This is a genomic window from Dactylosporangium sp. NBC_01737 (genome assembly GCF_035963215.1).
In the GTDB taxonomy this organism is placed as follows: Bacteria; Actinomycetota; Actinomycetes; order Mycobacteriales; family Micromonosporaceae; genus Dactylosporangium.
Genome location: NZ_CP109153.1, coordinates 899333 through 921856 on the forward strand (window position 1 = coordinate 899333; position 22524 = coordinate 921856).

General features: G+C 72.0%; 19 protein-coding genes and 2 pseudogenes. 5 read left to right on the forward strand and 16 right to left on the reverse strand.

Annotated elements, in window-relative coordinates; genetic code table 11:
• The first annotated feature begins 80 nt into the window (after positions 1–80).
• Entirely contained in the window at positions 81–1676 is a 1596-nt protein-coding gene (locus OHA72_RS04055) for a GGDEF domain-containing protein (protein WP_327006506.1), read from the forward strand.
• Between the two features lie 42 nt (positions 1677–1718).
• On the opposite strand, the gene hemB is transcribed toward OHA72_RS04055, so the two are convergent.
• The 5 genes from hemB to OHA72_RS04080 all read right to left on the reverse strand — a co-directional run bounded on the left by hemB (position 1719) and on the right by OHA72_RS04080 (position 7319).
• A complete protein-coding gene (hemB, locus tag OHA72_RS04060; RefSeq protein ID WP_327006507.1) occupies positions 1719–2699 on the reverse strand; it encodes a porphobilinogen synthase in 981 nt (326 codons plus the stop codon).
• Between the two features lie 8 nt (positions 2700–2707).
• Positions 2708–4291, reverse strand: a complete 1584-nt coding sequence (locus OHA72_RS04065; protein WP_327006508.1) for a bifunctional uroporphyrinogen-III C-methyltransferase/uroporphyrinogen-III synthase — start codon at positions 4289–4291, stop codon at positions 2708–2710.
• A complete protein-coding gene (gene hemC / locus OHA72_RS04070) occupies positions 4275–5165 on the reverse strand; it encodes a hydroxymethylbilane synthase (RefSeq protein WP_327011453.1) in 891 nt (296 codons plus the stop codon). The genes OHA72_RS04065 and hemC overlap by 17 nt, the downstream gene beginning before the upstream one ends.
• Positions 5166–5200: 35 nt before the next feature.
• A complete protein-coding gene (locus OHA72_RS04075; protein ID WP_327006509.1) occupies positions 5201–6487 on the reverse strand; it encodes a glutamyl-tRNA reductase in 1287 nt (428 codons plus the stop codon).
• 85 nt (positions 6488–6572) lie between these two features.
• Positions 6573–7319, reverse strand: a complete 747-nt coding sequence (locus tag OHA72_RS04080) for a redox-sensing transcriptional repressor Rex (protein WP_327006510.1) — start codon at positions 7317–7319, stop codon at positions 6573–6575.
• A gap of 403 nt (positions 7320–7722) precedes the next feature.
• Here OHA72_RS04080 and OHA72_RS04085 point away from each other — a divergent pair, with 403 nt between their 5' ends.
• A complete protein-coding gene (locus tag OHA72_RS04085; protein WP_327006511.1) occupies positions 7723–9015 on the forward strand; it encodes a sensor histidine kinase in 1293 nt (430 codons plus the stop codon).
• Positions 9016–9018: 3 nt separating this feature from the next.
• Here OHA72_RS04085 and OHA72_RS04090 read toward each other — a convergent pair whose 3' ends face one another.
• The 4 genes from OHA72_RS04090 to OHA72_RS04105 all read right to left on the reverse strand — a co-directional run bounded on the left by OHA72_RS04090 (position 9019) and on the right by OHA72_RS04105 (position 12208).
• A complete protein-coding gene (locus OHA72_RS04090) occupies positions 9019–9663 on the reverse strand; it encodes a response regulator (RefSeq protein ID WP_327011454.1) in 645 nt (214 codons plus the stop codon).
• A 180-nt stretch (positions 9664–9843) separates the two neighbouring features.
• Complete coding sequence (locus OHA72_RS04095) at positions 9844–10485, reverse strand: HAD family hydrolase (RefSeq protein WP_327006512.1); 642 nt, start codon at positions 10483–10485, stop codon at positions 9844–9846.
• The gene (locus OHA72_RS04100; RefSeq protein WP_327006513.1) at positions 10482–10727 is read right to left on the reverse strand and encodes a glutaredoxin family protein; all 246 of its coding nucleotides are present in this window, start codon (positions 10725–10727) and stop codon (positions 10482–10484) included. The genes OHA72_RS04095 and OHA72_RS04100 overlap by 4 nt, the downstream gene beginning before the upstream one ends.
• Positions 10724–12208: an AMP-binding protein gene (locus OHA72_RS04105; protein WP_327006514.1), complete on the reverse strand. Its 1485-nt coding sequence runs from the start codon at positions 12206–12208 to the stop codon at positions 10724–10726. Before OHA72_RS04105 ends, OHA72_RS04100 begins: the two co-directional genes overlap by 4 nt.
• A 430-nt stretch (positions 12209–12638) precedes the next feature.
• Between OHA72_RS04105 and OHA72_RS04110 the strand changes: the two genes are divergently transcribed.
• The 3 genes and pseudogenes from OHA72_RS04110 (at position 12639) to OHA72_RS04120 (ending at position 15851) form a co-directional block, all read left to right on the forward strand.
• On the forward strand, positions 12639–13574 hold the full coding sequence (locus OHA72_RS04110; RefSeq protein WP_442788511.1) for a sigma-70 family RNA polymerase sigma factor: 936 nt from the start codon (positions 12639–12641) through the stop codon (positions 13572–13574).
• A gap of 169 nt (positions 13575–13743) precedes the next feature.
• Positions 13744–14607 (forward strand): annotated as a pseudogene (locus OHA72_RS04115) (DUF5667 domain-containing protein); the annotation flags it as partial.
• A gap of 338 nt (positions 14608–14945) precedes the next feature.
• A complete protein-coding gene (locus OHA72_RS04120) occupies positions 14946–15851 on the forward strand; it encodes an HAD family hydrolase (RefSeq protein WP_442788512.1) in 906 nt (301 codons plus the stop codon).
• Between the two features lie 730 nt (positions 15852–16581).
• Here OHA72_RS04120 and OHA72_RS04125 read toward each other — a convergent pair.
• The 7 genes and pseudogenes from OHA72_RS04125 to OHA72_RS04155 all read right to left on the reverse strand — a co-directional run bounded on the left by OHA72_RS04125 (position 16582) and on the right by OHA72_RS04155 (position 22495).
• Positions 16582–17442 (reverse strand): lysophospholipid acyltransferase family protein, encoded by an 861-nt coding sequence (locus OHA72_RS04125; RefSeq protein ID WP_327006516.1) that lies wholly within the window; start codon positions 17440–17442, stop codon positions 16582–16584.
• Complete coding sequence (locus OHA72_RS04130; protein WP_327006517.1) at positions 17439–18494, reverse strand: NAD-dependent epimerase/dehydratase family protein; 1056 nt, start codon at positions 18492–18494, stop codon at positions 17439–17441. The genes OHA72_RS04125 and OHA72_RS04130 overlap by 4 nt, the downstream gene beginning before the upstream one ends.
• A 144-nt stretch (positions 18495–18638) precedes the next feature.
• Complete coding sequence (locus OHA72_RS04135; RefSeq protein ID WP_007465623.1) at positions 18639–18740, reverse strand: 30S ribosomal protein bS22; 102 nt, start codon at positions 18738–18740, stop codon at positions 18639–18641.
• Between the two features lie 132 nt (positions 18741–18872).
• A complete protein-coding gene (locus tag OHA72_RS04140) occupies positions 18873–19088 on the reverse strand; it encodes a helix-turn-helix domain-containing protein (protein WP_033363444.1) in 216 nt (71 codons plus the stop codon).
• Positions 19089–19299: 211 nt separating this feature from the next.
• Positions 19300–20484 (reverse strand): ABC transporter permease, encoded by a 1185-nt coding sequence (locus OHA72_RS04145; protein ID WP_327006518.1) that lies wholly within the window; start codon positions 20482–20484, stop codon positions 19300–19302.
• Positions 20484–21155: pseudogene (locus OHA72_RS04150) on the reverse strand (ABC transporter ATP-binding protein); the annotation flags it as partial. The pseudogene OHA72_RS04150 and the gene OHA72_RS04145, both read right to left, overlap by 1 nt.
• Positions 21152–22495, reverse strand: coding sequence for an efflux RND transporter periplasmic adaptor subunit (locus tag OHA72_RS04155; protein ID WP_327006519.1), 1344 nt, complete (start codon positions 22493–22495; stop codon positions 21152–21154). The pseudogene OHA72_RS04150 and the gene OHA72_RS04155, both read right to left, overlap by 4 nt.
• Positions 22496–22524 lie beyond the last annotated feature (29 nt).

The following is a 22524-nucleotide window of genomic DNA, read 5'->3' on the forward strand; positions in this document are numbered from 1 at the left end:
GCGTCGCAACGCTCATCCGTGCCCACGCGCTGCCGACAACACTTGCGGAGCGACAAACAACGACCGGACGGGGGAGGCACATGCCTGACGCGCAACCGTGGCACCCACCGGACGCCCCGCCGGACCCCCGGCTGCCGGTCCCGGTGTGGCCGTTCGGGCCGTTCCAGGCGCTGACACTGCAGGTGCACGAGCTGACGGTGCACGGCCGCAACTCCGAGGCGCTCGACCTCGCCGACCGGCTCGAACACGTCGTCGACCTGCTCGGCGACACCCGCTCCGTCGGCATGGTCCGCCAGGGCCGCCTGTACGCGCTGATCAGCCTCGGCCGGCTGCACGAGGCCCTCGAGGAGGGCGAACGTCTCCTGCAGATGCACCGCACCAGCGGCGCCCGCACCGGCGAGGCGAAGACCCTCGCCGACACCGCCGAGATCCTGATCAAGCTCGGGCTCCTCGACGAGGGCCTGCACCGCCTCGCCAACGCCACCCGGCTGCTGGAGAGCATCCCGCGCGGCAACCCCCGGTACATCTCGGCGATGTCGTCGGTCAGCGAGGCCGCCCGCGCCGCGGAGCTGTACGAGCTCGCCGACGAGGTCTCCGCGTTCGCGGTCGAGTCCTTCACCCCGGGCACCGACCAGCGCGCCGCCGCCGAGCTCCAGCGCGCCGAGCTGCTCCTGGAGTGGGGGCTGCGGCTCGAGCACGTCGGTCTCGTCGAAGAGGCGAACGTCCGCTTCGCCAGGAGCGTCGGCCTCGTGCGCTACTGGGTGCAGAACCACTTCCACGACGCGCCGCTGGCCACCGTCCTGTACGCGCTCGGCCTGGTGAAGATCGGCGCCGTCGAGGAGGCCCTCACCCTCGCCGGCTCGCTGATCGTGCCGCTGCGCGACAACGGCCACGAGCACGAGGCCCGCCTCGCCCATCTCGCGTACGGCATCGCCCTGCGCTGCTCCGGCCGCCTCCGTGAGGCCCGGCGCGAGTTCCTCGCCGCCGACGAACTCGCCCCACTGAGCCCGCAGCGGCTGATCTTCCAGTACGAGCTGGCGCTGCTGGCCGCCGCCGAGCAGCCGGGCGACTCCACCGGCGCGCTGCTCAACGCGGTGCGCGCGCACGCCCGGCACCTGTGGCGGCTGCGCCTGGAGCGCCGCTCGATGCTGCACCAGGCCCGGCGCCGCGTCGAGCTGGAAGCCGCCAGGGCCAGCGCCGACCGCGACGCCGCGCAGGACGCCCTGACCGGCCTCGGCAACCGCCGCCAGTTCGACCGGCAGCTCGACGGAATCACCGACGTCGCCGGCTCGGCCGTCCTGCTCCTCGTCGACATCGACCGGTTCAAGGGCATCAACGACCACTTCTCGCACATCGTCGGCGACCGGGTCCTGCGCGAGATCGCCGCGGTCCTGCGCGCCCACTGCCGCCCCGAGGACGTCGCCGTCCGCCTCGGCGGCGACGAGTTCGCCCTCTTCCTGCACACCGACCTGCCGACCGCGGCCCGCATCGGCGAACGCATCCGCGACGTCGTCACCGGCCGCGACTGGAACCAGGTCGCGTTCGGCCTGCGCGTGACGCTGAGCATCGGCGTCGCCGCGCTCCACGACGGCATGGACGGCCGGGAGCTGTACGACAGGGCCGACCGCAACCTGTACGTCGCCAAACGCGGCGGCCGCGACCGCGTCGCCGCCTGACCCGCCGCGTGCTGCCGGGGGCCGGGGCGGCGCTGCGTGTGGCTAGGGGCGCAGCAGGCGGGCCGCGTCCACGGCCCAGTACGTGAGGATCATCTGCGCGCCGGCGCGCCGGATCGAGGTCAGCGTCTCCATGATCACGCGGTCCCGGTCGAGCCAGCCGTTGGCCACCGCCGCCTCGACCATCGCGTACTCGCCGGAGACCTGGTAGGCGGCGACCGGCACGTCCACCGACTCCGCGACCTTGGTGAGCACGTCGAGGTACGGCAGCGCCGGCTTGACCATGACCATGTCGGCACCCTCGGCGACGTCCAGGGCGACCTCGCGCAGTGCCTCCCGGACGTTGCCGGGGTCCTGCTGGTAGGTCTTGCGGTCGCCGACCAGGGCCGACTCGACCGCCTCGCGGAACGGGCCGTAGAACGCGCTGGCGTACTTCACCGCGTAGGCCAGCAGCGACACGTCCAGGAAGCCGGCCTCGTCCAGGGCCCGGCGCACCACGCCGACCTGGCCGTCCATCATGCCGGAGGGGCCGAGGACGTGCGCGCCGGCGGTGGCCTGGGCGACGGCCAGGTCGGCGTACGCGGCCAGGGTGGCGTCGTTGTCGACGGTGCCGTCGGCGGCCAGGACGCCGCAGTGGCCGTGTGAGGTGAACTCGTCGAGGCAGAGGTCGCTCATGATGACGGTGGCGTCGCCGACCTCGGCCACGACGTCGCGGATGGCGACGTTGAGGATGCCGTCGGGGTCGACGCCGGCGGAGCCGCGCTCGTCACGCACCTGGGGGACGCCGAAGAGCATGATGCCGCCGACCCCCGCGTGGACCGCCTCGGCGGCGGCCTTGCGCAAGGACTCGCGGGAGTGCTGGACGACACCGGGCAGCGACGAGATCGGTCGCGGCTCGGTGAGTCCCTCCTTGACGAACATGGGCAGGATCAGGTTCGACGGCTCGACGTGCGTCTCGGCGACGAGCCGTCGCATCGCTGGGCTACGACGCAGCCGGCGTGGGCGGACGGTCGGGAAACCAGCCATGAGAACCCCTAACGGAACCTGAGAGCGGTCGGGCCCTGGACCTTGGAGCCGCGGCGCTGCTTCGCGGGCATCGCGGCGAGCTTCTCGCGCAGTTCGACGGCGTAGCCGGCGAGCGCCTCGACCAGGTCCGGCACGGACGCGTGCGGTGGTTGCACGTCGACGCGCAGGCCGAACTCGACCGCGGTGTCGGCGGTCTTGGGGCCGATGACGGCGACGACGGTGCGGGCGTGTGGCTTGCCGGCGATGCCGACGAGGTTGCGCACGGTGGAGGACGAGGTGAACAGGACCGCGTCGAAGCCACCGGACTTGATGGCGTCGCGGATGTCGGCCGGCGGCGGGGCGGCGCGGACGGTCCGGTACGCGGTGACGTCGTCGACCTCCCAGCCGAGCTCGGTGAGGCCGGCGGCGAGGGTCTCGGTGGCGATGTCCGCGCGGGGCAGGAGCACCCGGCCGACGGGGTCGAGGACCTCGTCGTGCGGGGAGAACTCGGCGAGCAGGCCCTCGGAGGACTGTTCGCCGGCGGGGACCAGCTCGGGGACGATGCCGAAGCCGCGGACGGCCTCCGCGGTCGCCTCGCCGATGCAGGCGACCTTGACGCCGCCGAAGTGGCGGGCGTCGAGGCCGTGCTCGGCGAACTTCTCCCACACGGCGCGCACGGCGTTGACGGAGGTGAAGACGGTCCAGGCGTAGCGGCCGTCGACGAGGCCCTTGATGGCGCGCTCCATCTGGGCGGGGGTGCGGGGCGGTTCGACGGCGATCGTCGGCACCTCGCACGGGATGGCCCCGTAGGCGCGCAGGCGCTCGCTCATCGCGCCGGCCTGCTCCTTGGTGCGGGGGACGAGGACCTTCCACCCGTACAGGGGCCGGTTCTCCCACCAGCCGAGCTTCTCGCGCTGGCCGACACCGGAGCCGAGGCAGAGCACGACACGCCCGGCGAAGCCGAGTGCGGCGGCGACCATGCTGTCGACGGTGGTGGCGGAGCTGTACTGGGTCTCGCCGGTGCCGTCGCCGGTGACGGAGACGGGGGTGGTGGCGTCGACACCCGCTGCGAGGAGCCCGTCGCGGATGGCGGCGAGGTCACCGGCGTCGACGGCGAGGGCGGAGGAGCCCCGGCTGACGGCGGCGGCGATCGACTCGAAGTCCAGGGACTGCACGTCGTCGACGTCGGCGGTGACGCGGACCCCGGGCAGGGGGACGCCGGCGTACGTGGCGACGCCTGCGGCCTGCCCGATGCCGGGAACGACCTCGAAGGGTACGGCGGTGCGGGCGACGGCCTGCACCTCCTTGAGGACGGTGTCGTGGGCGAGCGGGTCGCCGCCGACGAGGTGGATGGCGCGCAGGCCGGACCGGGCCGCGGACAGCAGCACCTTGGCGACGTCGCCGGGCGCTCCCTCGGCCGGGGAGAACTGCGCCTCGGGGTCGGCGTCGGCGCGGATCACGCTGAGCAGCGACTCGGGGACGTTGCGGTCATAGACGATGTGGTCGGCGGACACCAGCGCCTCATAGGCGCGACGCGTCAGCAGGCCTGGATCGCCGGGGCCGGCCCCGACGAAGGCGATCCGGCCGGTGCTGCCCTTACGGGTGCGGGTCATGCTGCACTCCCAGTGCGTTGTCGGCGCCTTCTTCGCGTAGGTCGCGGGCCAAGGCTCGGCCCACCTCCGCGGCGTCGGCGAGCGTTCCGGTGCGTGACAGCCGGAGGGCGAACCCGCCGTCCGGGCTGAAGACCGCACCGCGCAGATAGATCTCCGGCCCTTCGTCGCCTTCTGCGACCTCGGCCAGTGCCGCGATCGGGGCGGAACAGCCCGCCTCGAGCTCGGCCAACAGCGCCCGCTCGGCGGTGACCGCCGCGCGGGTGTATTCGTCGTCGAGCGCGGCGAGGAGCTCGCGCAGCTCGGCATCGTCTTCTCGGCATTCGACCGCGAGTGCGCCCTGCGCGGGGGCGGGCAGCATCAGCAGCGGGTCGAGGACCTCGGTGGCCTCGCCGGCGCGGCCGAGGCGGGTCAGGCCGGCGTGGGCGAGGACGATCGCGTCGAACTCGCCCTCGGCGAGCTTGCGCAGGCGGGTGTCGACGTTGCCGCGCAGCGGCAGCAGTTCGAAGCGGCGGCCGAGGGCGTTGAGCTGGGCGATGCGGCGCAGCGCGCCGGTGCCGATGCGCGCGCCGACGGGCAGCTCGTTGAGGGTGAGCCCGCCGCGGGCGACGAGCGTGTCGCGGGGGTCGTGGCGGAGCGGGATCGCGGCGATGACGAGACCGTCGGCGGGCGCGGTCGGCAGGTCCTTGTAGGAGTGGACCGCGAAGTCGATCTCCTTGGCGAGCAGCGCGTCGCGCAGCGCGGACACGAAGACGCCGACGCCCAGGGTCTGGATGGGCGCGCTGGAGCGGTCGCCGGGGGTCACGATCTCCACCAGGTCCACGTCGCGGCCGGTGAGGTCGCGGACGGCCTGGGCGACGGTGCCGGACTGCGCCATGGCGAGGGCGCTGCCCCGGGTGCCGAGTCTCAATGTCACGGGTGCACCTCGCCTGCGGCGGCCGGGTCGATGTCTGCGGTGGGGATCTGCAGGTCGAACAGTTCGCGGAGCGCCTGAGCGTATGCCTCGCCGCCGGGTTCGGAGGCGAGTTGCCGGACCCGGACGGTCGGCTGGTGCAGCAGGCGCTGGACGATGCGGTGGACGCTGTGGGCCACCTCGGCGCGGTGCGCGTCGGTGAGCTCGGGGCAGCGCTGGACGAGGCGGCCGAGCTCGGCGCCGACGACCTCGTCGGCACGGGCGCGCAGGGCGGCGACGGTGGGTGCGACGTCGGCGCCGCGCAGCCAGGTGAGGAATGCTTCGACCTCGCCGGCGACGATGTCCTCGGCGGCGCGCTGCTCGGCGTCCGCGGTGGTCGACAGCGACGTGGACAGCAGCTCGATGTCGACGAGCGTGACGCCGGGCAGGTCGCCGACGCCGGGTGCGACGTCGCGCGGGAGGGCGAGGTCGAGCACCAGCAGCGGGTGACCCAGCGCGCCGAGGAGCGCGGTGTCAAGGACGGGCTCGGGTGAGGCGGTGGCGCTGACGACGACGTCGACCTGCTCCAGCGCCGTCGGCAGGGTGGCGTACGGCACCGCGGTGGCGCCGTGCAGCTCGGCGAGGCGCTCGGCGCGCTCGGCGCTGCGGTTGGTGACGTACAGCGGCGCCGCGCCGGCCCGCTTCAACGTCGCCAGGGACAGCGCGCCCATGGCGCCGGCGCCGATGACCAGCGCGGGGCGGCCCTCGACGGTGCCGGTGGCGCCCTGGCCGTAGGCGAGGGCGGCGCTGACGACGCTCTGGCCGGCCCGGTCGATCTCGGTTTCGGCGTGGACGCGCTTGCCGACGCGCAGCGCCTGCTGGAGCAGCTCGTGCAGGACCCGGCCGGCGGTGCCCTGCTCGGCGGCGACACCGTACGCGTCGCGGAGCTGGCCGAGGATCTGCGCCTCGCCCACGACCATCGAGTCGAGGCCGGCGGCGACGCGGAAGGCGTGGCGGACGGCGTCGACCTCGTAGTGGACGTACAGCTGCGGGGCGAGTTCGCCGACGGTGGTGCCGGAGCGGGTGGCGAGGATGCCGCCGATGTCGGCGAGGGCACCGTGGAACGCGGTGACGGACGCGTAGATCTCGACCCGGTTGCAGGTGGAGAGCATGACGGCCTCGTCGACGTACGGCTGGGCGACGAGGTCGGCGAGCACGTCGGGAAGCTTGTCGCCGGGCACGGCGACGCGTTCGAGCAGCGGCACACCGGCGGTCCGGTGCGAGATGCCGACAACCAACAGGTTCACGCCGTCACCTCCGCTGCGCTCCGGCGCCGGCCTGAACTGACACTGAGCTGCTGGTGCACGGCTTCTCCGCTGCGCTTCGAACCGTTCACGTGGCCACCGCCTCCCCGCCGAGCCGGTTGGCCATGCCGACCCGCCCGGGTTTCTGCACCGCGGCGGGCAGCGCGGTGAGCGCTGACTTGCGGTGCTCGTGGAAGGACAGGATTTGCAGTTCGATGGCCAGGTCGACCTTACGCACGTCGACGCCGTCGGGAACGTTCAAGACACATGGTGCAAAGTTCAGGACACTCGTGACGCCAGCCTCGACGAGGCGGTCCGCCACGTGCTGCGCGGCGTGCGCGGGGGTGGCGATCACGGCGATGGAGATGGACTCCTGCTCCACGACCTCGGGCAGGTCGTCGATGTGGCGCACGACCAGGCCGTTGATGTGCTCGCCGACGCGGCCGTGGTCGGCGTCGAAGAGCGCGGCGATGCGGAACCCGCGGGTGCCGAAGCCGGCGTACCCGGCGAGGGCGTGACCGAGATTACCCACGCCGACGAGGGCGACGGCCCTGCGGTGGGTGAGCCCGAGGACCTGCTCGATCTGGTCGATGAGCAACGTCACGTCGTAGCCGACGCCGCGGGTGCCGGTGCGGCCGAGGTGCGAGAGGTCCTTGCGGAGCTTGGCGGAGTTGACGCCGGCGGCCGCTGCCAGTCCCTCCGAGGAGACCGTGTCGTGCCCGTCCTCAGCGAGGTGATGCAGGGCGCGCAGGTACTCCGGAAGCCGGGCGACGGTCGCCTCCGGAAGGTCCGGAAAGTCCGGTCCGTCGGTGGGGCCGGTGCGCTGCTGGCTCATGAGTCTCCGTGACGACGACGGTATGCGAGGCCGCTCGCGATGGCTGTGACCGCCTGTGCTAGCGGGGTTCGTCGTTGCAACAGAGTAGGCGCTTGTGAAGCCGTGCACAAATCGCGATCTTGATGCGTCCACGCCAACCATGTAGAGGTCAGCGCCCGCCCGTGCGGCCCACGCACCCGTGGAATGCCCCCGCGGCACCTGTGTGCCCCTTTCCCCGGACCAGGCCGGCAGCGGGCGGGCGCTCGATTGAGTATCACTACAGAATCGGGCATAACGCCGCCGACACGCTGGAGTTGTTTTCCCATCCGTAGCCAGACTACACGTGCCGGTAGGGTTGCCCCTACCACGCAGTGGCCGGGCCGCGGGATGGGATGAAAGAGGCGTCGTGCATAGCGTCGATGACATGACAACGACCATCACTCCCCGCCACCGCGGCATCTTCCGTCAGCTCGGCGTCGACACGCAGTACGTGCTGCTCGGCTTCCCTCTGGGTCTGGTGACCCTGGTGCTGTTCCTCGTCGGTTTCAGCCTCGGGCTGGGCCTGCTCGTGACCGTGCTCGGCTTCCCGATCCTGGTCGCCACGCTCTTCCAGGCCCGTGGTTTCGCCACCGTGGAACGCGCCCGGATCGGACCGGTCCTACGTACCCGGCTACCACATCCGTACTACAAGAAACCCGACCCGGACGACGGCTTCTGGCGCAAGATGCTGGTGCCGCTCAGCGACGGCCAGTCGTGGCTGGACCTGCTGCACGGGATCCTGCGTTTCATCCCGAGCACGATCGCCTTCGCGTTCGTCATCACCTGGTGGGCCGGTGCCCTCGGCGGAGTCACCACCATTCTATGGGACTGGTCGATCCCCCGCCCCCCGGACAACAAGGACCTCAACGAGCTCATCGGCCTCGGCAGCGGCGACAACGTGCGGATCCTGCTGTACACGGGCATCGGCATCGTCTTCGCCCTGACCCTGCTGCCGGTCGTGCGCGGCGCGGCGCAGCTGGAGGCGCAGTTCGCCCGGGCGCTGCTCAACGGCGTCAACGAGCTGCGGGAGCAGGTCGCGGAGGCCGAGGCGGGCCGCGACGCCGCCCGGGCGCAGCGGGAGGCCGCCGTGTCCGCCGAGGCGACCGCGCTGCGCCGGCTCGAACGCGACATCCACGACGGCCCGCAGCAGCGCCTGGTCCGCCTCGCCATGGACCTGGGCCGCGCCGACCTGCAGTTCGACTCCGACCCGCAGGCGGCCCGGGCGACGGTCGCCGAGGCGCTCGCGCAGACCCGGGAGACGCTCGACGAGCTGCGGGCGCTGTCGCGGGGCATCGCACCGCCGATCCTGGTCGACCGGGGGCTGCGGGCCGCGCTGACCGCGCTGGCCGGACGCTCGCCGGTGCCGGTGGACCTGGAGCTGCCGGAGATCGACGACCGGCTCGCGGAGAGCCTGGAGACCACGACCTACTTCGTCGTCGCGGAGGCGCTGACGAACGTGGCGAAGCACGCCGAGGCCGAGGAGTGCCGCGTGCAGCTGCAGCGCTCCGCCTACGGGCTGCTGGTCACCGTCGAGGACGACGGGGTCGGCGGGGCCAGCTTCGCCAAGGGCCACGGCCTGACCGGCCTCGTGGACCGGGTCAAGGCCGCCGGCGGTGAGTTGACCGTCACCAGTCCCGCCGGCGGCGGCACCCGCCTCACGGCGATCCTGCCCACCTGACCTTCAGCTCTGCAGGTACGTCAGCACCGCCAGCACCCGGCGGTGCTGTTCGTCGTCCGGGGGCAGGTCCAGCTTCGTGAAGATGTTCTTGACGTGCTTCTCCACCGCACCGTCGGTGACCACCAGCTTGCGGGCGATCGCCGTGTTGGACCGGCCCTCGGCCATCAGGCCCAGCACCTCCCGCTCGCGCGGGGTGAGGCTGCGCAGCGGGTCGTCGCGGCGGCGGCGGACCAGCAGCTGCCCGACGACCTCGGGGTCCAGGACGGTCGCGCCGTTCGCGACGCGCTGCATCCCGTCGAGGAAGTCCGCGACCTCCGACACGCGGTCCTTGAGCAGGTAGCCGACGGCACCGGCGCGGTCGGCGAGCAGGTCCTCGGCGTAGGACACCTCGACGTACTGCGACAGGACCAGGATCGGCGTGCCGGGCACCCGGCGGCGGGCCTCGACGGCGGCGCGCAGGCCCTCGTCGGTGTGTGACGGCGGCATCCGCACGTCGACGATCGCCACGTCGGGCCGGTGCTCGACGACCGCCTCGACGAGGCTTGGGCCGTCACCCACGGCCGCGACGACCGTGTGACCGCTCTCGGTGAGCAGCCGCACCAGACCTTCCCGCAGGAGCACCGCATCGTCCGCGACCACGACCCGCAGGATCATGCCATCACCTCCGCTTCGCTCCGGCGCCGGCCTGATCCCACGACTGAGCCCCTGGTTCGCAGCTCCTCGCTACGCTCCGGGCCGCTCATGCCATCACCTCCGCTTCGCTCCGGCGCCGGCCTGATCCCACGACTGAGCCCCTGGTTCGCAGCTCCTCGCTACGCTCCGGGCCGCTCATGCCGCCATCTCGACGGCTTCGAGCAGCGAGCGTGCCACCGGCAGCCCGGTCGCCTTGAGCAGGGACACGTCGGTGAAGCCGCCGGCGTACAGCACGCAGGTCGCGCCGAGGGACGTCGCGGCCTCGCCGTCGTCGACGGAGTCGCCGACGAGCACGACATCGGCCGGGTCGAGGCCGAGAGCCTGCAGGTGCCGGTCGAGGTAGGCGGCCTTGCGGTGGCCGCCCACGGTGCCGGGCAGGCCGTCGACGCGGACCAGGTGGACGCCGAGGCCATGCCGCTCGACCTCGATGAGCAGCTCGTCGTGGAAGAACATCGACAGCAGCGACTGGGTGCCGGTCCAGCGGCCCAGCGCCTCCAGGGCGTCGGGCGCGAGCTTCACGTCGGCCATGCCCAGCCGGTACGCGTCGTGGAACGCATCGTCCAGCAGCTGGAACTCGACCTCGCCGACGGGGCGCTCCAGGACGTGGGCGTAGTAGTCGAGGATCGGCCGGCGGAAGTCGCGGCGGTGGTCGTCGGCGGTGATCACCGGCCCACCGACGGTGGCCAGGCACACGTTGGTGGCGTCGACGACGAGGTTGAGGTCGTCGAGGAGGGTCCCGTTCCAGTCCCAGACGAGGTGCTTGGCGACGTGATTCACGGGGCTGAGGATAGCCGCATGTCGCGCAGGAGCCTGTCCTCCTCGACGCGCCAGTAGCCGTGCTCCTTGCCGTCGAGCAGGACGACGGGGATGCGGAAGCCGTACTCCTCCTCGAGGGCGTCGTCGCCGGTGATGTCGATCTCGGTCCAGCCCTCGCCGGTGGCGGCCGCGACCCGTTCGATGGCCTCCTTGGCGACGTCGCACAGGTGGCAGCCGGGCCGGGTGTACAGGGTGAGCCTCATCGCAGCGCCGCCTTACGGATCTTGCCGGTCGCGGAGTGCGGCAGCTCGTCGACGAACTCGACGGCGGTCGGGCACTTGAACCGGGCGAGGTTGCGTTCGCAGTGCGCGATCAGCTCCTCGGCGGTGACCTGCGACCCGGGCCGCCGCACGACGACGACCTTCACGGTCTGGCCGGTGTACGGGTGGGGTACCCCCAGCGCCGCGGCCTCCACGACGGCCGGGTGCGCGGCCAGGACGAGCTCGATCTCGTGCGGGTACACGTTGAACCCGGAGACGAGGATCAGCTCGCCGAGCCGGTCCACGATGAACAGGTCGCCGTCCTCGTCGGCATAGGCCACGTCGCCGGTCGCCCACCAGCCGTCGGCGTCGGGTGCGCCTTCGCCGCCGGGCCAGTAGCCGTCGAAGAGGTTCCGGCCGCGCACGACGATCTCGCCCGGGTCGGTGCGCACCTCGTCGTCCTCGTCGAGCAGGACCTCCTCGCCGCCGGCGTCGACGAGCTTCAGTTCGACGCCCGGGATCGGCCGGCCGATCGAGCCGGGCTTCACCGAGTCACCGGCGAGGGTGCTGGTCAGCACGGGGGCGGCCTCCGTGAGCCCGTACCCCTGATGCACGGGCCGCCCGGTCGCCTCGACGAAGCGGCGCTCCGCGGCGGCGTCCAGCGGTGACGCGCCGCAGACGGCGAGGCGGACCCCGGTCCATGCGTCGGTGAGCCGCTGCCCCATCAGCGACCAGGCGATGAACATCGGCGGGACGCCGACGATGCCGGTGACGCCGTGCCGCTCGATGACCTGCAGGGAGTCCGCCGGGTCGAACCGCTCGACGAGCACCCCGCAGGCGCCGTGATAGGCGACGGCGCCGAGGCCGCTGTTGAGCCCGTAGGCGTGGAAGAGCGGCACGGCCAGCAGCAGCACGTCGTCGGGGCCGACGGGCGGCGGATCGAGCTCGGCGAGCTGCGCGTGGTTGGCGAGCAGGGCCCGGTGCGACAGCATCGCGCCCTTCGGGGCGCCGGCGGTGCCGGACGTGTAGAGCAGGATCGCGAGGTCGCTGTGCCGGCTGTCGGCTTTCGCCGCCGTGAACAGCTCCCGCAGGTTGTCGCCGAGGGTGTACCGGTGTCCGCCTCCGACGGCACTGGTGACCGACCGGGTGCCGATGACGACGGCCGCACCGGAGTCGGCGACGACGTGGGCGAGCTCACGCGCGGTGTACGCGGGGTTGATGGGCACGGCGACGAGCCCGGCGCGCAGCACGCCGAAGAACACGGCGGCGAACTCCGGCACGTTGGGCAGGGCGACCGCGACCCGGGCGGGGCCGTGCTCGTCGCCGGGCAGGTCGAGTGCGGCCAGGTGCGCGGCGACCGCGTCGACCTGCTGATCCAGCTCGGACCAGGTGATCAGGGTGGCGTGTGATCGCAGGGCCGGTCGGGCGCCACGGGAGGCGGCGGCGCGCCGGACCAGATCGGCGAAATTGGTGACGTCCTGCACGATCGATCAGTCTGCCACGCCGCGGGTGGGTTGCCGCCAACCGAGAGATCACCCGTCACCGATCACCCGCTCGTATGCCAGGGTGCTTACGCGTCCGACACGCCGACTGAGTAAAGGTCCACTCGATCGTGTGCGTTCGGCGTGTCGACGCCAAGTAAGTCCGGCGCGTGTACGTCCCGTTTGCCCAAGTATTCGGCGTGTTGCACGGCGTGTCATGAGCAAGTGACGGACAGCATGTGCGCCGGGACGTCCCCGATCTGTGGGAAGAATTGTGCCCTCACGCCAAAGACTGCCCACATGCGGGTGACGCCGGACCTATCATCACCCAAGTCAGCTCACCCCATTTGTTGCGAGTTGACACCCCTCACCCCGAGGAGGCCGAAGTGCCCGTGATCGCGCCGAATAGGCCGTGTGGTCTGGATTGCGACGCATGACCGCGATCCAGCACGTGTTCGACGCCGAGCACGCACTCGCCGATGGGCTGTCCATGCTGCGCGACTCCATGCGCGACATGTTCAGCACCGTGATCCGCGGTGAAGGTGGCAGCGTCCCACGCACACGGGGACGCCCACACACCAACGAGGCACCCGCCCGGCAGGGTTCCGGTCAAGGTGCAGGCACAAACGTCAGACCGAACGCGGGCGCCAACGGCAAGCCCGCACCCGGCGCCGGGCTCATCGAGGAGGACACCGTCCCCATCTCGAAGTCCGCCGTGGCGGGCACCCTGACGGAGACACTGGCCGACACCGGGCCACCCGCCTCGCAGGAGCCGCCGAAGCCGGCCCGGCCGGACCGGGGCGACCCGGCGTCGGAGGTGTGGGCCCTCATCGAACGCGCCCAGGCCGGCGACGGGGCGGCGTTCGGGCTGCTCTACGACCGGTACTTCGACACGGTCTTCCGGTTCGTGTACTTCCGCGTCGGCAACCGGCAGCTCGCCGAGGACCTGACCGCCGACACGTTCCTGCGGGCGTTGAAGCGCATCGGCAGCTTCACCTGGCAGGGCCGCGACCTCGGCGCCTGGCTCGTGACGATCGCCCGGAACCTGGTCGCCGACCACTTCAAGTCCGGCCGGTACCGGCTCGAGGTCACCACCGGTGACGTGCTGGACGCCGACCGGCCGGACCGGGGACCGGAAGGCAGCCCCGAGGCCGCGGTCATCGACCACATCACGAACGTCGACCTGCTCAAAGCGGTCAAGCAGCTCAACCCCGAGCAGCAGGAGTGCATCGTCCTGCGCTTCCTGCACGGCTTCTCCGTCGCCGAGACCGCCCATGCCATGAGCAAGAACGAGGGCGCGATCAAGGCGTTGCAGTACCGCGCGGTCAGGGCCCTCGCGCGGCTGCTCCCCGACGGATTCCAGCCGTGACCGCTGTCACCTTCCGTTACAGTGCCTCCTCCCGCGCCGTAACCAGCTTCCGCTCTGCACCGTTGGTCCGGGTGCGACCGTCGGCTTGGCGCACGGCGGACGCGGTGGCACACCATCCCGCTACCCCGCCGCGCCTGAGCAACGCGATCAGCGAAGGGGGGTGCCTCAGGTGATCGGCTCCGTCTTCCACCGTCGTCGGGCTGAGCGTTTCGCTCAGCTCTTGGACGAGGCGGCAGGAGCCCGCAGGCACCGCATGAGGTCCACGCTCGACGACTCCCTGACCGGACTGGTCTCAGTCAGCCAACGGCTGACCGACCTCCCGGTCAAGGTGGAGACGCAGCAGGAGTTCAAGGACGGACTGCGGGCCATGCTCCTGGCCACAGCAGAACGAGAAGGCATCGGCATCACCGCCAAGGACCCGGAGCCCGAGGTGACCCGCAGGGGGCTGCGCTCACTGCGCCGCCCGGCGGGCAGCAGGCCCGCGGTCAGCCGCCGGACCCGCACCCGCGGCGCGATCGTCGTCGGCCTCGCCGCCGGCACCCTCGCACTGTCGGGCATGTCCGCGGCGAGCGGCGACGCCATCCCCGGCGACGCCCTCTACACGGTGAAACGGTCCACGGAGAAGGCCCAGCTGGCACTCGCCGGCTCGGACATCAGCCGCGGCCAGCTGTACCTGGAGTTCGCACGGACCCGGCTCGACGAGGCACAGGCGGTGAAGGACCCGGCGGGTCTGACCGCGGTCTTCGACGACATGGACAGCGAGACGCTCGAAGGTGTGCGCCTGCTGACTGCGACCGCCGTCGGCCGGAAGGACTCCGCCGCCCTGGACGCCATCGACGCGTTCACCAGCACCCAGCGTGCCGGTGCCGAGAAGCTCCGCAACGGGGTCAACGGCGACGCCCGGGCCCGGGCCGCCAAGTCCGTGACCCTGCTCGACGAGATCGACCGGCGTTCCAAGGCGATCCGCCCGCTGATCAAGTGCGGCGCGGCCGGGGTCTCCGCCGCCGACCAGCTCGGACCGGTGCCCAACAGCACCGCGTGCAAGCCGGCCGGTCAGAAGACCTCCGGGTCCAACACCCAGCAGCCGGGCAACACCCAGCAGCAGAACAACCCGGGCCAGACCGGCGCCCCCACCGGCCAGCGTCCCGTCCCCAGCGGCTCGGCCGGCACCACCACCGGTGGTTCGGCGACCGAGTCCGCACCGGCGGAGCCCACCCAGGCCCCCGCACCTTCCCCCACGAAGGACCAAGGCCTGCTCGGCTGGCTGTTCGACTGAAAGCTCTTCCTACGGACGGGCCCGGTGTCTGACACCGGGCCCTTCTCGTTCTTCGTGCCGGTACGGTTGGTCGCAACCAGAGGGGGTTTCCGCGCATGCCGATCCGACCTTCGACCGCCGCGCTGGCATTACGACGCCGCCAGCAGTCCGGCCGTATCGTGACGTCCTCGGCAGGCTGGGCCGTCGCCGAGGTCGAGGCCGCCCTCGAGGTCCCCGCCGACCCGGCCGCCGCGGCCTTCTTCGACGTCGACAACACGATGATGCAGGGCGCGTCGATCTACTACTTCGCCCGCGGTCTCGCGAAGCGCAAGTACTTCACCAGCGGCGACCTGGTCCGCTTCGCCTACCAGCAGGCCCGCTTCCGCCTCCTCGCCTCCGAACACGCCGGCACCGTCACCAACGCCAAATCCGCGGCGCTGGCGTTCATCGCCGGCTGGCAGGTCGACGACATGGAGCGGCTCTGCGAGGAGATCTTCGACGAGTTGATGGCCGACCGCATCTGGTCCGGCACCCGAGCCCTCGCCCAGCTCCACCTCGACGCCGGCCAGCGGGTCTGGCTCGTCACCGCGGCCCCGGTCGAGCTCGGCCGCATCATCGCCCAGCGGCTCGGCCTGACCGGCGCCATCGGCACCGTCGCCGAGATCTGCGACGGCGTCTACACCGGCCGCCTCGTCGGCGACCTCATGCACGGCCCCGAGAAGGCCGCCGCCATCACCGCCCTCGCCGACGTCGAAGGCCTGGACCTGTCACGGTGCGCCGCCTACAGCGACTCGGTCAACGACACCCCGATGCTGTCCACCGTCGGCTACGCCGTCGCCGTCAACCCCGACCCTGCGCTGCGCCGCGAGGCCCGCAAGCGCGGCTGGGAGATCCGCGACTTCCGCACCGGCCGCAAGGCCGCGAAAATCGCCGTGCCCGCCGCCCTCGCAACCGGCGTCCTCATGGGCGGCGTCGCCACCGCAGCCGCCCTCCGCCGCCGCCGTCGCCTGCCCCGCCTCTGACTCCCGCGGGCCCGCACGACACCACCCGCGATCCAAGCCGCGCCGCGGCCGCCCCGATAGCCACCAGGCGACTTCGATCACGACTGGGCGGACGGGGAAGCGAGGCCGCCCACGATCGGACGACAGACCTGTCGCGAAGCTCGGCCGTGCACGACCCACAACAGACGGCACAGCCCGGACAATCACCGCGAACCACCCATTCCCGCCGCGCCCCGACCCACCCGCACCCCAACCCACTGCACCCAACCCGCCCGCGCCCCTACCTGCCCGTGATCCAAGGCGCGCCGCGGCCGCCCCGATAGCCACCAGGCGACTTCGATCACGACTGGGCGGACGGGAGGCGGAACCACCCTCGAACCGGACGACAGACCTGTCGCGAAGCCCGGCCGCGCACGACCCACAACAGACGGCACAGCCCGGACAATCACCGCGAACCACCCACTCCCGCCCGCACCCGACCCGTCCGCACCCAACCCGCCCGCGCCCCAACCCGCCCGCGCCCCTACCTGCCCGCGCCCCTACCTGCCCGTGATCCAAGGCGCGCCGCGGCCGCCCCGATAGCCACCAGGCGACTTCGATCACGACTGGGCGGACAGGGAAGCGAGGCCGCCCACGGATCGGACGACAGACCTGTCGCGAAGCTCGCAACCTTGAGCCAGGGGCTTTCAGGCGCCGCGCGCATGCGCGTGTTTCGGCCGCGCGAAGTGCAGGGTGTGCGAGCGACAGCGGGCTAGCTGGAGAACGCGTCGGGGCGGCGGTCGAGCAGCTTGTACAGCGTCTGCTGGATTGTCTCGCGGACCTGGTCGGCGAGGTTGAACACGACCATCGGGTCGTCCGCGGAGTCGACGAAGTCCTCCGTCGGGATCGGCTCGCCGAACTCGATGAGCCACTTGCTCGGCAGCGGGACCAGGCCGAGCGGGCCGAGCCACGGGAACGTCGGCGTGACCGGGAAGTACGGGGCGCCCAGCAGGCGGGCGAGCGGCCGCAGGTTGCCGATCAGGGGGTAGATCTCCTCGGCGCCGACGATGGAGACCGGGACGATCGGGGTGCCGGTGCGCACCGCCGCGGAGACGAAGCCGCCGCGGCCGAAGCGTTGCAGCTTGTACCGCTCGGCGAACGGCTTGCCGATGCCTTTGAAGCCCTCGGGGAAGACGCCGACGAGTTCGCCCTCGCCGAGGAGGCGTTCGGCGTCGGGGTTGCAGGCGAGGGTGGCGCCGGACTTGCGGGCCATCTCGGACAGGACCGGGAGGCGGAAGACCAGGTCGGCGCCGAGGAGGCGCAGGTGGCGGCGGGCGGAGGTCTCGTCGTGGACCGCGACGGAGAGCATGAGTGCGTCGAGGGCGACGGTGCCGGAGTGGTTGGCCACGACGAGGGCGGGGCCTTCCTTCGGCAGGTGCTCGACGCCGAAGACCTCGGTGCGGAACCACTGGTTGTACAGGGGGCGCAGCAGCGGCAGGAAGACGCCGTCGGTCAGGTGGCGGTCGAAGCCGAAGCCGTCGACCTCGTAGTCGCCGGTGAGACGTTCGCGGAGGAACGCGAGCGCGCCGGCGACCCGGTCGTCCCACTGGTCGGGGAGACCAGGGTCAGTCATTTGCCCGCCTCCAACGCGGCGCGCGCCGCACGGGTCCGTCGGAAACCTTCGAGCAGGGTCTGCTCGACGGCGCGGATGCGGTCGGCCGGCAGCGCCTCACCGGACCGGCGGCTGCGGACGAACTCGTCGAAGGCTTCCGCGGTGGTCCGGGGGGTGAAGCCGAACTCCCGGATGAGTCTGGTCGTGTCGACGACCCGGCCGTGCACGAACAGGTCGAGCTGGTCCAGGGACACGGTGCCGCGGCCGAGGCCGGCGATGACGCCGAGGCCGGGCTCGAGGACCGGCATGGTGACCCGGCCGGCCCGCCGGACGGCCTGCGACAGGGTCAGGGTCCCGCCGCCGGCGACGTTGAACGTGCCGGGGTGTGACTCGACCACGGAGCGGTGCAGGACCTCGAACGCGTCGTCCACGTGCAGGAACTGCAGACGTGGGTCCCGGCCGAAGACGGTCGGGACGACGGGCGCGGCGAAATACCTGGTCAGGCTGGTGTCGACGGTCGAGCCGATGAACGGCGCGAAGCGCAGCACGGTGGCACCGACGTCGGGACGGCGGCGGCGGAAGCCACGGACGTAGCCCTCGATGTCCAGGACGTCCTTGGCGAAGCCACCGCGCGGGATCTCCCGCGGCTCGGTGTCCTCGGTGAAGATCGCCGGGTCGCGGAAGGACGCACCGTAGGCCGCGGTGGAGGAGCGGATCACCAGCTTGCTCAGCCGTGCCGCCTGCTGGCAGGCGGCGAGCAGTTGCATGGTGCCGATGACGTTGAGCTCTTTCATCGCGGCGCGGCCACCGTGCTGATCGGCCGCGGTGGTCACCGCGAGGTGCGCCACCGCCTCGACCCGGGCGTCGACCAGCACCCGCAGCACCCCGGGGGTCCGCAGGTCGATCTGGTGCACGTCGACGTCCTTGAGCACCGCGGCGAGCTCACTCGACGGTGCGGTGCTGTCGATGCCGACGACCCGCTCGATCCGGGGATCGGCGGCGAGCCTAGCGGCCAGGTGCGCGCCCAGATAGCGGCCCACCCCTGTCACAAGGACAACCCGTGGTGTGCTCACGGCGTCACCTCCGCTGCGCTCCGGCGCCGCCGTGAGCCAGACCTGCGCTCATGGTGAGCGGCTCCTTCGCTCCGCTCCGGACCGCTCACGCGACTCCCTTAGATGCGAGTGCGAGCGTGCCCGGGGCGGACCGCCGGCGCGCTGCTACTTGCCGAGACGACGACGCTGGACGCGGGTCTTGCGCAGCAGCTTGCGGTGCTTCTTCTTGGCCATACGCTTGCGGCGCTTCTTGACCACCGAGCCCATACGGGTATCTCCTCGTTACAGCGGAACGCGTGCCATCGCTGGCACGCCGAAGACATGGTTAGCGGCTCCAGCGTAGCCGCATCCCCTCGTGATCGGAAAAGCGGGCTCACCGGTCAGGCGCGAAGCGTGCGGTTACGCCGTCTCACGGAACGCTTCGCGCAGGTATGCGTCGACCGCGTGCTCGGGGACCCGGAACGACCGGCCGACCCGCACGGCGGTGAGATCTCCGGCGTGAACCAGGCGGTAGACGGTCATCTTGGACACCCGCATCAAGGTTGCCACCTCGGCGACCGTGAGAAACCTGACCTCGCCCAACCGGCCTTCGGTGGTGTGTGGCGTGCTAGACATCGCGACCTCCGACCAGCGTGCTCGCCAAGCTGATGAATCAGCGTGTTATCAGTACGGTAACGGTACTGCTGTGACTTGCGCCTTGGCTTCGTCGGATTCTTTGCTTCCAAGGTCAAGACGCGCCGGTTCCGAGGTGGAGACGCGCCGGTTCCCAGGTGGAGACGCGCCGGTTCCGAGGTCAGGACGCGCCGCTGGCGAGGTCAGGCCAGGCTCACTCGGTGCGCAGGGCGACGACCGGGTCCAGGCGCCCGGCCCGCTGGGCCGGCACGACGCCGAAGATGATGCCGACGGCGGCGGACACGCCGAACGCCAGCGCCAGGGACCACCAGGTGATCGCGGCCGGCACCGGGGACAGGGCCGCCACCAGCAGGGCCGCGCCGATGCCCAGCGCCATGCCGATGAACCCGCCGAGGGTCGTGAGCAGCACCGCCTCGAGCAGGAACTGCACCCCGATGTCGCGGGGCCTGGCGCCGACCGCCTTGCGCAGGCCGATCTCCTTGGTGCGTTCCCGCACGGAGACGAGCATGATGTTGGAGACGCCGACGCCGCCGACCAGCAGGGAGATGCCGGCGATCGCGGCGAGGACGCCGGTGAGGACCCCGAGGATGTCGCCGAGGACGCCGAGGATCTGCTCCTGGGTGACGGCGCTGAACTCGGTGCCCGGATGGCGGCGGCCGAGCTCGGCGATGATGCGGGCGCTGAGGTCGTCGATCTCCTCGCGGTTCGGGGCCTTGATCGCGATCCCGTCGACGCGGTTGGTACCCAGCAGCCGGTGCGCGCTGGTGATCGGGATGTGGACCTCGTTGTCGCGGTCGACGCCGAGGCTCTGGCCGAGCTGGGAGAAGACGCCGATCACCCGGAAGCGCACGCCGGCGATCGTGACCTGCTGGCCGACGGCGTCGCGGTCGCCGAAGAGGGTCTTGGCGACGCTCCAGCCGAGGACCGCGACGCGGCGCTGGGTGTCGACGTCGCTGCGGCTCAGGTACGTGCCGCGGGCCAGGCTGCGCACGAACACCTGCGGGGTGGTCTCGATGACGCCGTTGATCGTGGCGAACGTGTCGACGTTGCCCGCAGCGACGGTCTCACCCGAGGCGACGCTGACGGCGACCCGGTTGCGGTCCCCCACGATCTTCGACACGGCGTCGACGTCGGAGAGGTCCATCCGCGACACCGACGGCGCCGAGCCGAGGCTCACCTGGCCGGGCAGCACGATGAGCAGGTTCGAGCCGAGCCCCTCGACCTGCCGTTCGATCTGCTGTTTGGTACCCGTACCGATGGCGACGAGGACGACCACGGCTGCGACGCCGATGATCACGCCCAGCATGGTCAGGGTCGAGCGCAGCCGGTTCGCGCGCAGCGCGTCGATGGCGACCCGCCACGCCTCCGCGAACCTCATGAAACGATCACTCCGTCGCGCATGACGATCTTGCGGTGGGCGCGGTCGGCGACCTCGGTGTCGTGGGTGACGACGACCAGGGCGACGCCCTGCTCCTCGTTGAGTGCCTCCAGCAACGCGAGGACCGTCTGCCCGGTGCGGGTGTCGAGGTTGCCGGTCGGTTCGTCGGCGAGCAGCACCTGCGGGTCCGTGACCAGGGCCCGGGCGATCGCGACCCGCTGCTGCTCGCCGCCGGACAGCTGGTTGGGCCGGTGGTCGAGGCGGTGGCCGAGCCCGACCCGCTCCAGCATCGCGACCGCGCGGCGGCGCCGCTCCGAGGCCCGTATGCCCCGGTAGACCAGCGGCAGCGCGACGTTGTCGACGGCGCTGGTGCGCGCGAGGAGGTGGAAGGACTGGAAGACGAACCCGATCGTCTCGTTGCGCAGCTTCGCCAGGGCCTGCGGGTCGAGGCCGGCGACGTCCCGGCCGCCGATGCGCAGCGTCCCCGCGGTGGGCCGGTCCAGGCCGCCGAGCAGGTGCATCAGCGTCGACTTGCCGGACCCCGACGGGCCGATGATCGCCACGTAGTCGCCGGCGTCGACGGTGAAGCTGACCCCGCGCAGCGCCGGGACGGTGACCCCGTCCAGCGCGTACTCCCGGGTCACGTCCTGCGCGACGAGGGCCGCCGTCATCGGGGCAGGTCCATGCCCTGCTTGACCTTGTCGGTGCCGCGGATGACGACCCGGTCGCCGTCGGCGACGCCGCTGAGGATCTCGACGCGGTCCTGACCGGCGACGCCGATGCTGACCGGGGCCTGGACGGCCTTGCCGTCGCGGAGGAGCCACACGACGTCCTTGCCGCCGACGTTGAACACCGCCGCGGCGGGCACCGTGACCGCGTCGCGGATCTGGCGGACCTGCAGGTGCGCGACCGCGTTCATGCCGGGGCGGGGCGCGGGTGCGGGCCGGCCGTCGGCGAAGGTGCCCTTGCCGAGGGTGAGCCGCGACCGGTACGAGACGCCGCCGCGCGCCGACGTGGTCGGCAGCACGTCCGCGGACGTGACGGTCGCCTCGTAGGCGGCGCCGGGTGCGGCGTCGAGCTCGACCCTGGCGGCGACGCCCGGCTGGACGAGCAGCACGTCGGTCTCGTCGATCTCCGCCATCAGCCCGAGCTGTGACACGTCGACGACGGTGAGGATCGCGGTGCCGGCGCTCACCTGACCGCCGACGGGGACGGCCGGGTCGACGCCAGGCCCGGCGCCCGCGCCCGCCGCCGCGGCCGGTGCCTGGCCGCCGGTCGCGGCGCCGAGCAGGTCCGTGATCGACGGTGCCGCCGCCGCGGAGGTGCCACCGAGCTGGACGACCCCGGCGACGGGCGCCCGCAGGGTCAGCGCGTCGACGGTCGACTTCGCCAGGTCGTAGGCTGCCTGTGCCTGGCTGCGCTGCGCCGTGGTCAGCGCCGCCATCGCCTTCGTGACGCTGGCCAGGCCCCGCTGCACGGCGGTGATGACCGCCCGGGCGGACGCGGCCGCCTCCTGGTAGGACTTCTCGGCGAAGTCGATCTGCGCGAGGAGCCCGGCCCGTACACCGGCGTCCGCGATGACCTGAGCGGCCTTGCGGGCCTCGCCGAACGCCTTCGCGGCGGCGTCGTCGGTCTTCTTCTGCGTCGCCGACAGGTTCTTGACCCCGCCTCCCCCACCACCGGCGCCCTTGAGCGCGTCGAGGGCCTCCTCAGCGCTGCGCAGCCGCTGCTGCGCGGGCGGGGAGTCCACGACGGCGAGGACCTGCCCCGCCTCGACGGTGTCGCCGGGGCGCACGGCCAGGGAGGCGAGGGTGCCGTCCGCGGCCGCGGTCAGGGTCGCCGCGGCACGGGCGGTGACGGTGGCCGGGGCATCGACGACCTCGACGACGTCGCCGCGGCCGGCGGTGCCGAGCCCGATGTCGTCCTGATCGTCGGTGCAGGATGCGCCGGTGAGCGAGAAGACGGTGAGGACGGCCACGAGCAGCTGAACACGCGGGGGGACGCGATTCACGTCCGCAAGTCTGCCACGCCGCTCATGGG

Excerpts from the sequence above, each read along its gene's own strand:
- OHA72_RS04055 (WP_327006506.1), top strand. The coding sequence starts at position 81 with ATGCCTGACGCGCAACCGTGGCACCCACCGGACGCCCCGCCGGACCCC.
- hemB (WP_327006507.1), bottom strand. The coding sequence starts at position 2,699 with ATGGCTGGTTTCCCGACCGTCCGCCCACGCCGGCTGCGTCGTAGCCCA.
- OHA72_RS04065 (WP_327006508.1), bottom strand. The coding sequence starts at position 4,291 with ATGACCCGCACCCGTAAGGGCAGCACCGGCCGGATCGCCTTCGTCGGG.
- hemC (WP_327011453.1), bottom strand. The coding sequence starts at position 5,165 with ATGGCGCAGTCCGGCACCGTCGCCCAGGCCGTCCGCGACCTCACCGGC.
- OHA72_RS04080 (WP_327006510.1), bottom strand. The coding sequence starts at position 7,319 with ATGAGCCAGCAGCGCACCGGCCCCACCGACGGACCGGACTTTCCGGAC.
- OHA72_RS04085 (WP_327006511.1), top strand. The coding sequence starts at position 7,723 with ATGACAACGACCATCACTCCCCGCCACCGCGGCATCTTCCGTCAGCTC.
- OHA72_RS04100 (WP_327006513.1), bottom strand. The coding sequence starts at position 10,727 with ATGAGGCTCACCCTGTACACCCGGCCCGGCTGCCACCTGTGCGACGTC.
- OHA72_RS04110 (WP_442788511.1), top strand. The coding sequence starts at position 12,639 with ATGACCGCGATCCAGCACGTGTTCGACGCCGAGCACGCACTCGCCGAT.
- OHA72_RS04120 (WP_442788512.1), top strand. The coding sequence starts at position 14,946 with ATGCCGATCCGACCTTCGACCGCCGCGCTGGCATTACGACGCCGCCAG.
- OHA72_RS04125 (WP_327006516.1), bottom strand. The coding sequence starts at position 17,442 with ATGACTGACCCTGGTCTCCCCGACCAGTGGGACGACCGGGTCGCCGGC.
- OHA72_RS04135 (WP_007465623.1), bottom strand. The coding sequence starts at position 18,740 with ATGGGCTCGGTGGTCAAGAAGCGCCGCAAGCGTATGGCCAAGAAGAAG.
- OHA72_RS04140 (WP_033363444.1), bottom strand. The coding sequence starts at position 19,088 with ATGTCTAGCACGCCACACACCACCGAAGGCCGGTTGGGCGAGGTCAGG.
- OHA72_RS04145 (WP_327006518.1), bottom strand. The coding sequence starts at position 20,484 with ATGAGGTTCGCGGAGGCGTGGCGGGTCGCCATCGACGCGCTGCGCGCG.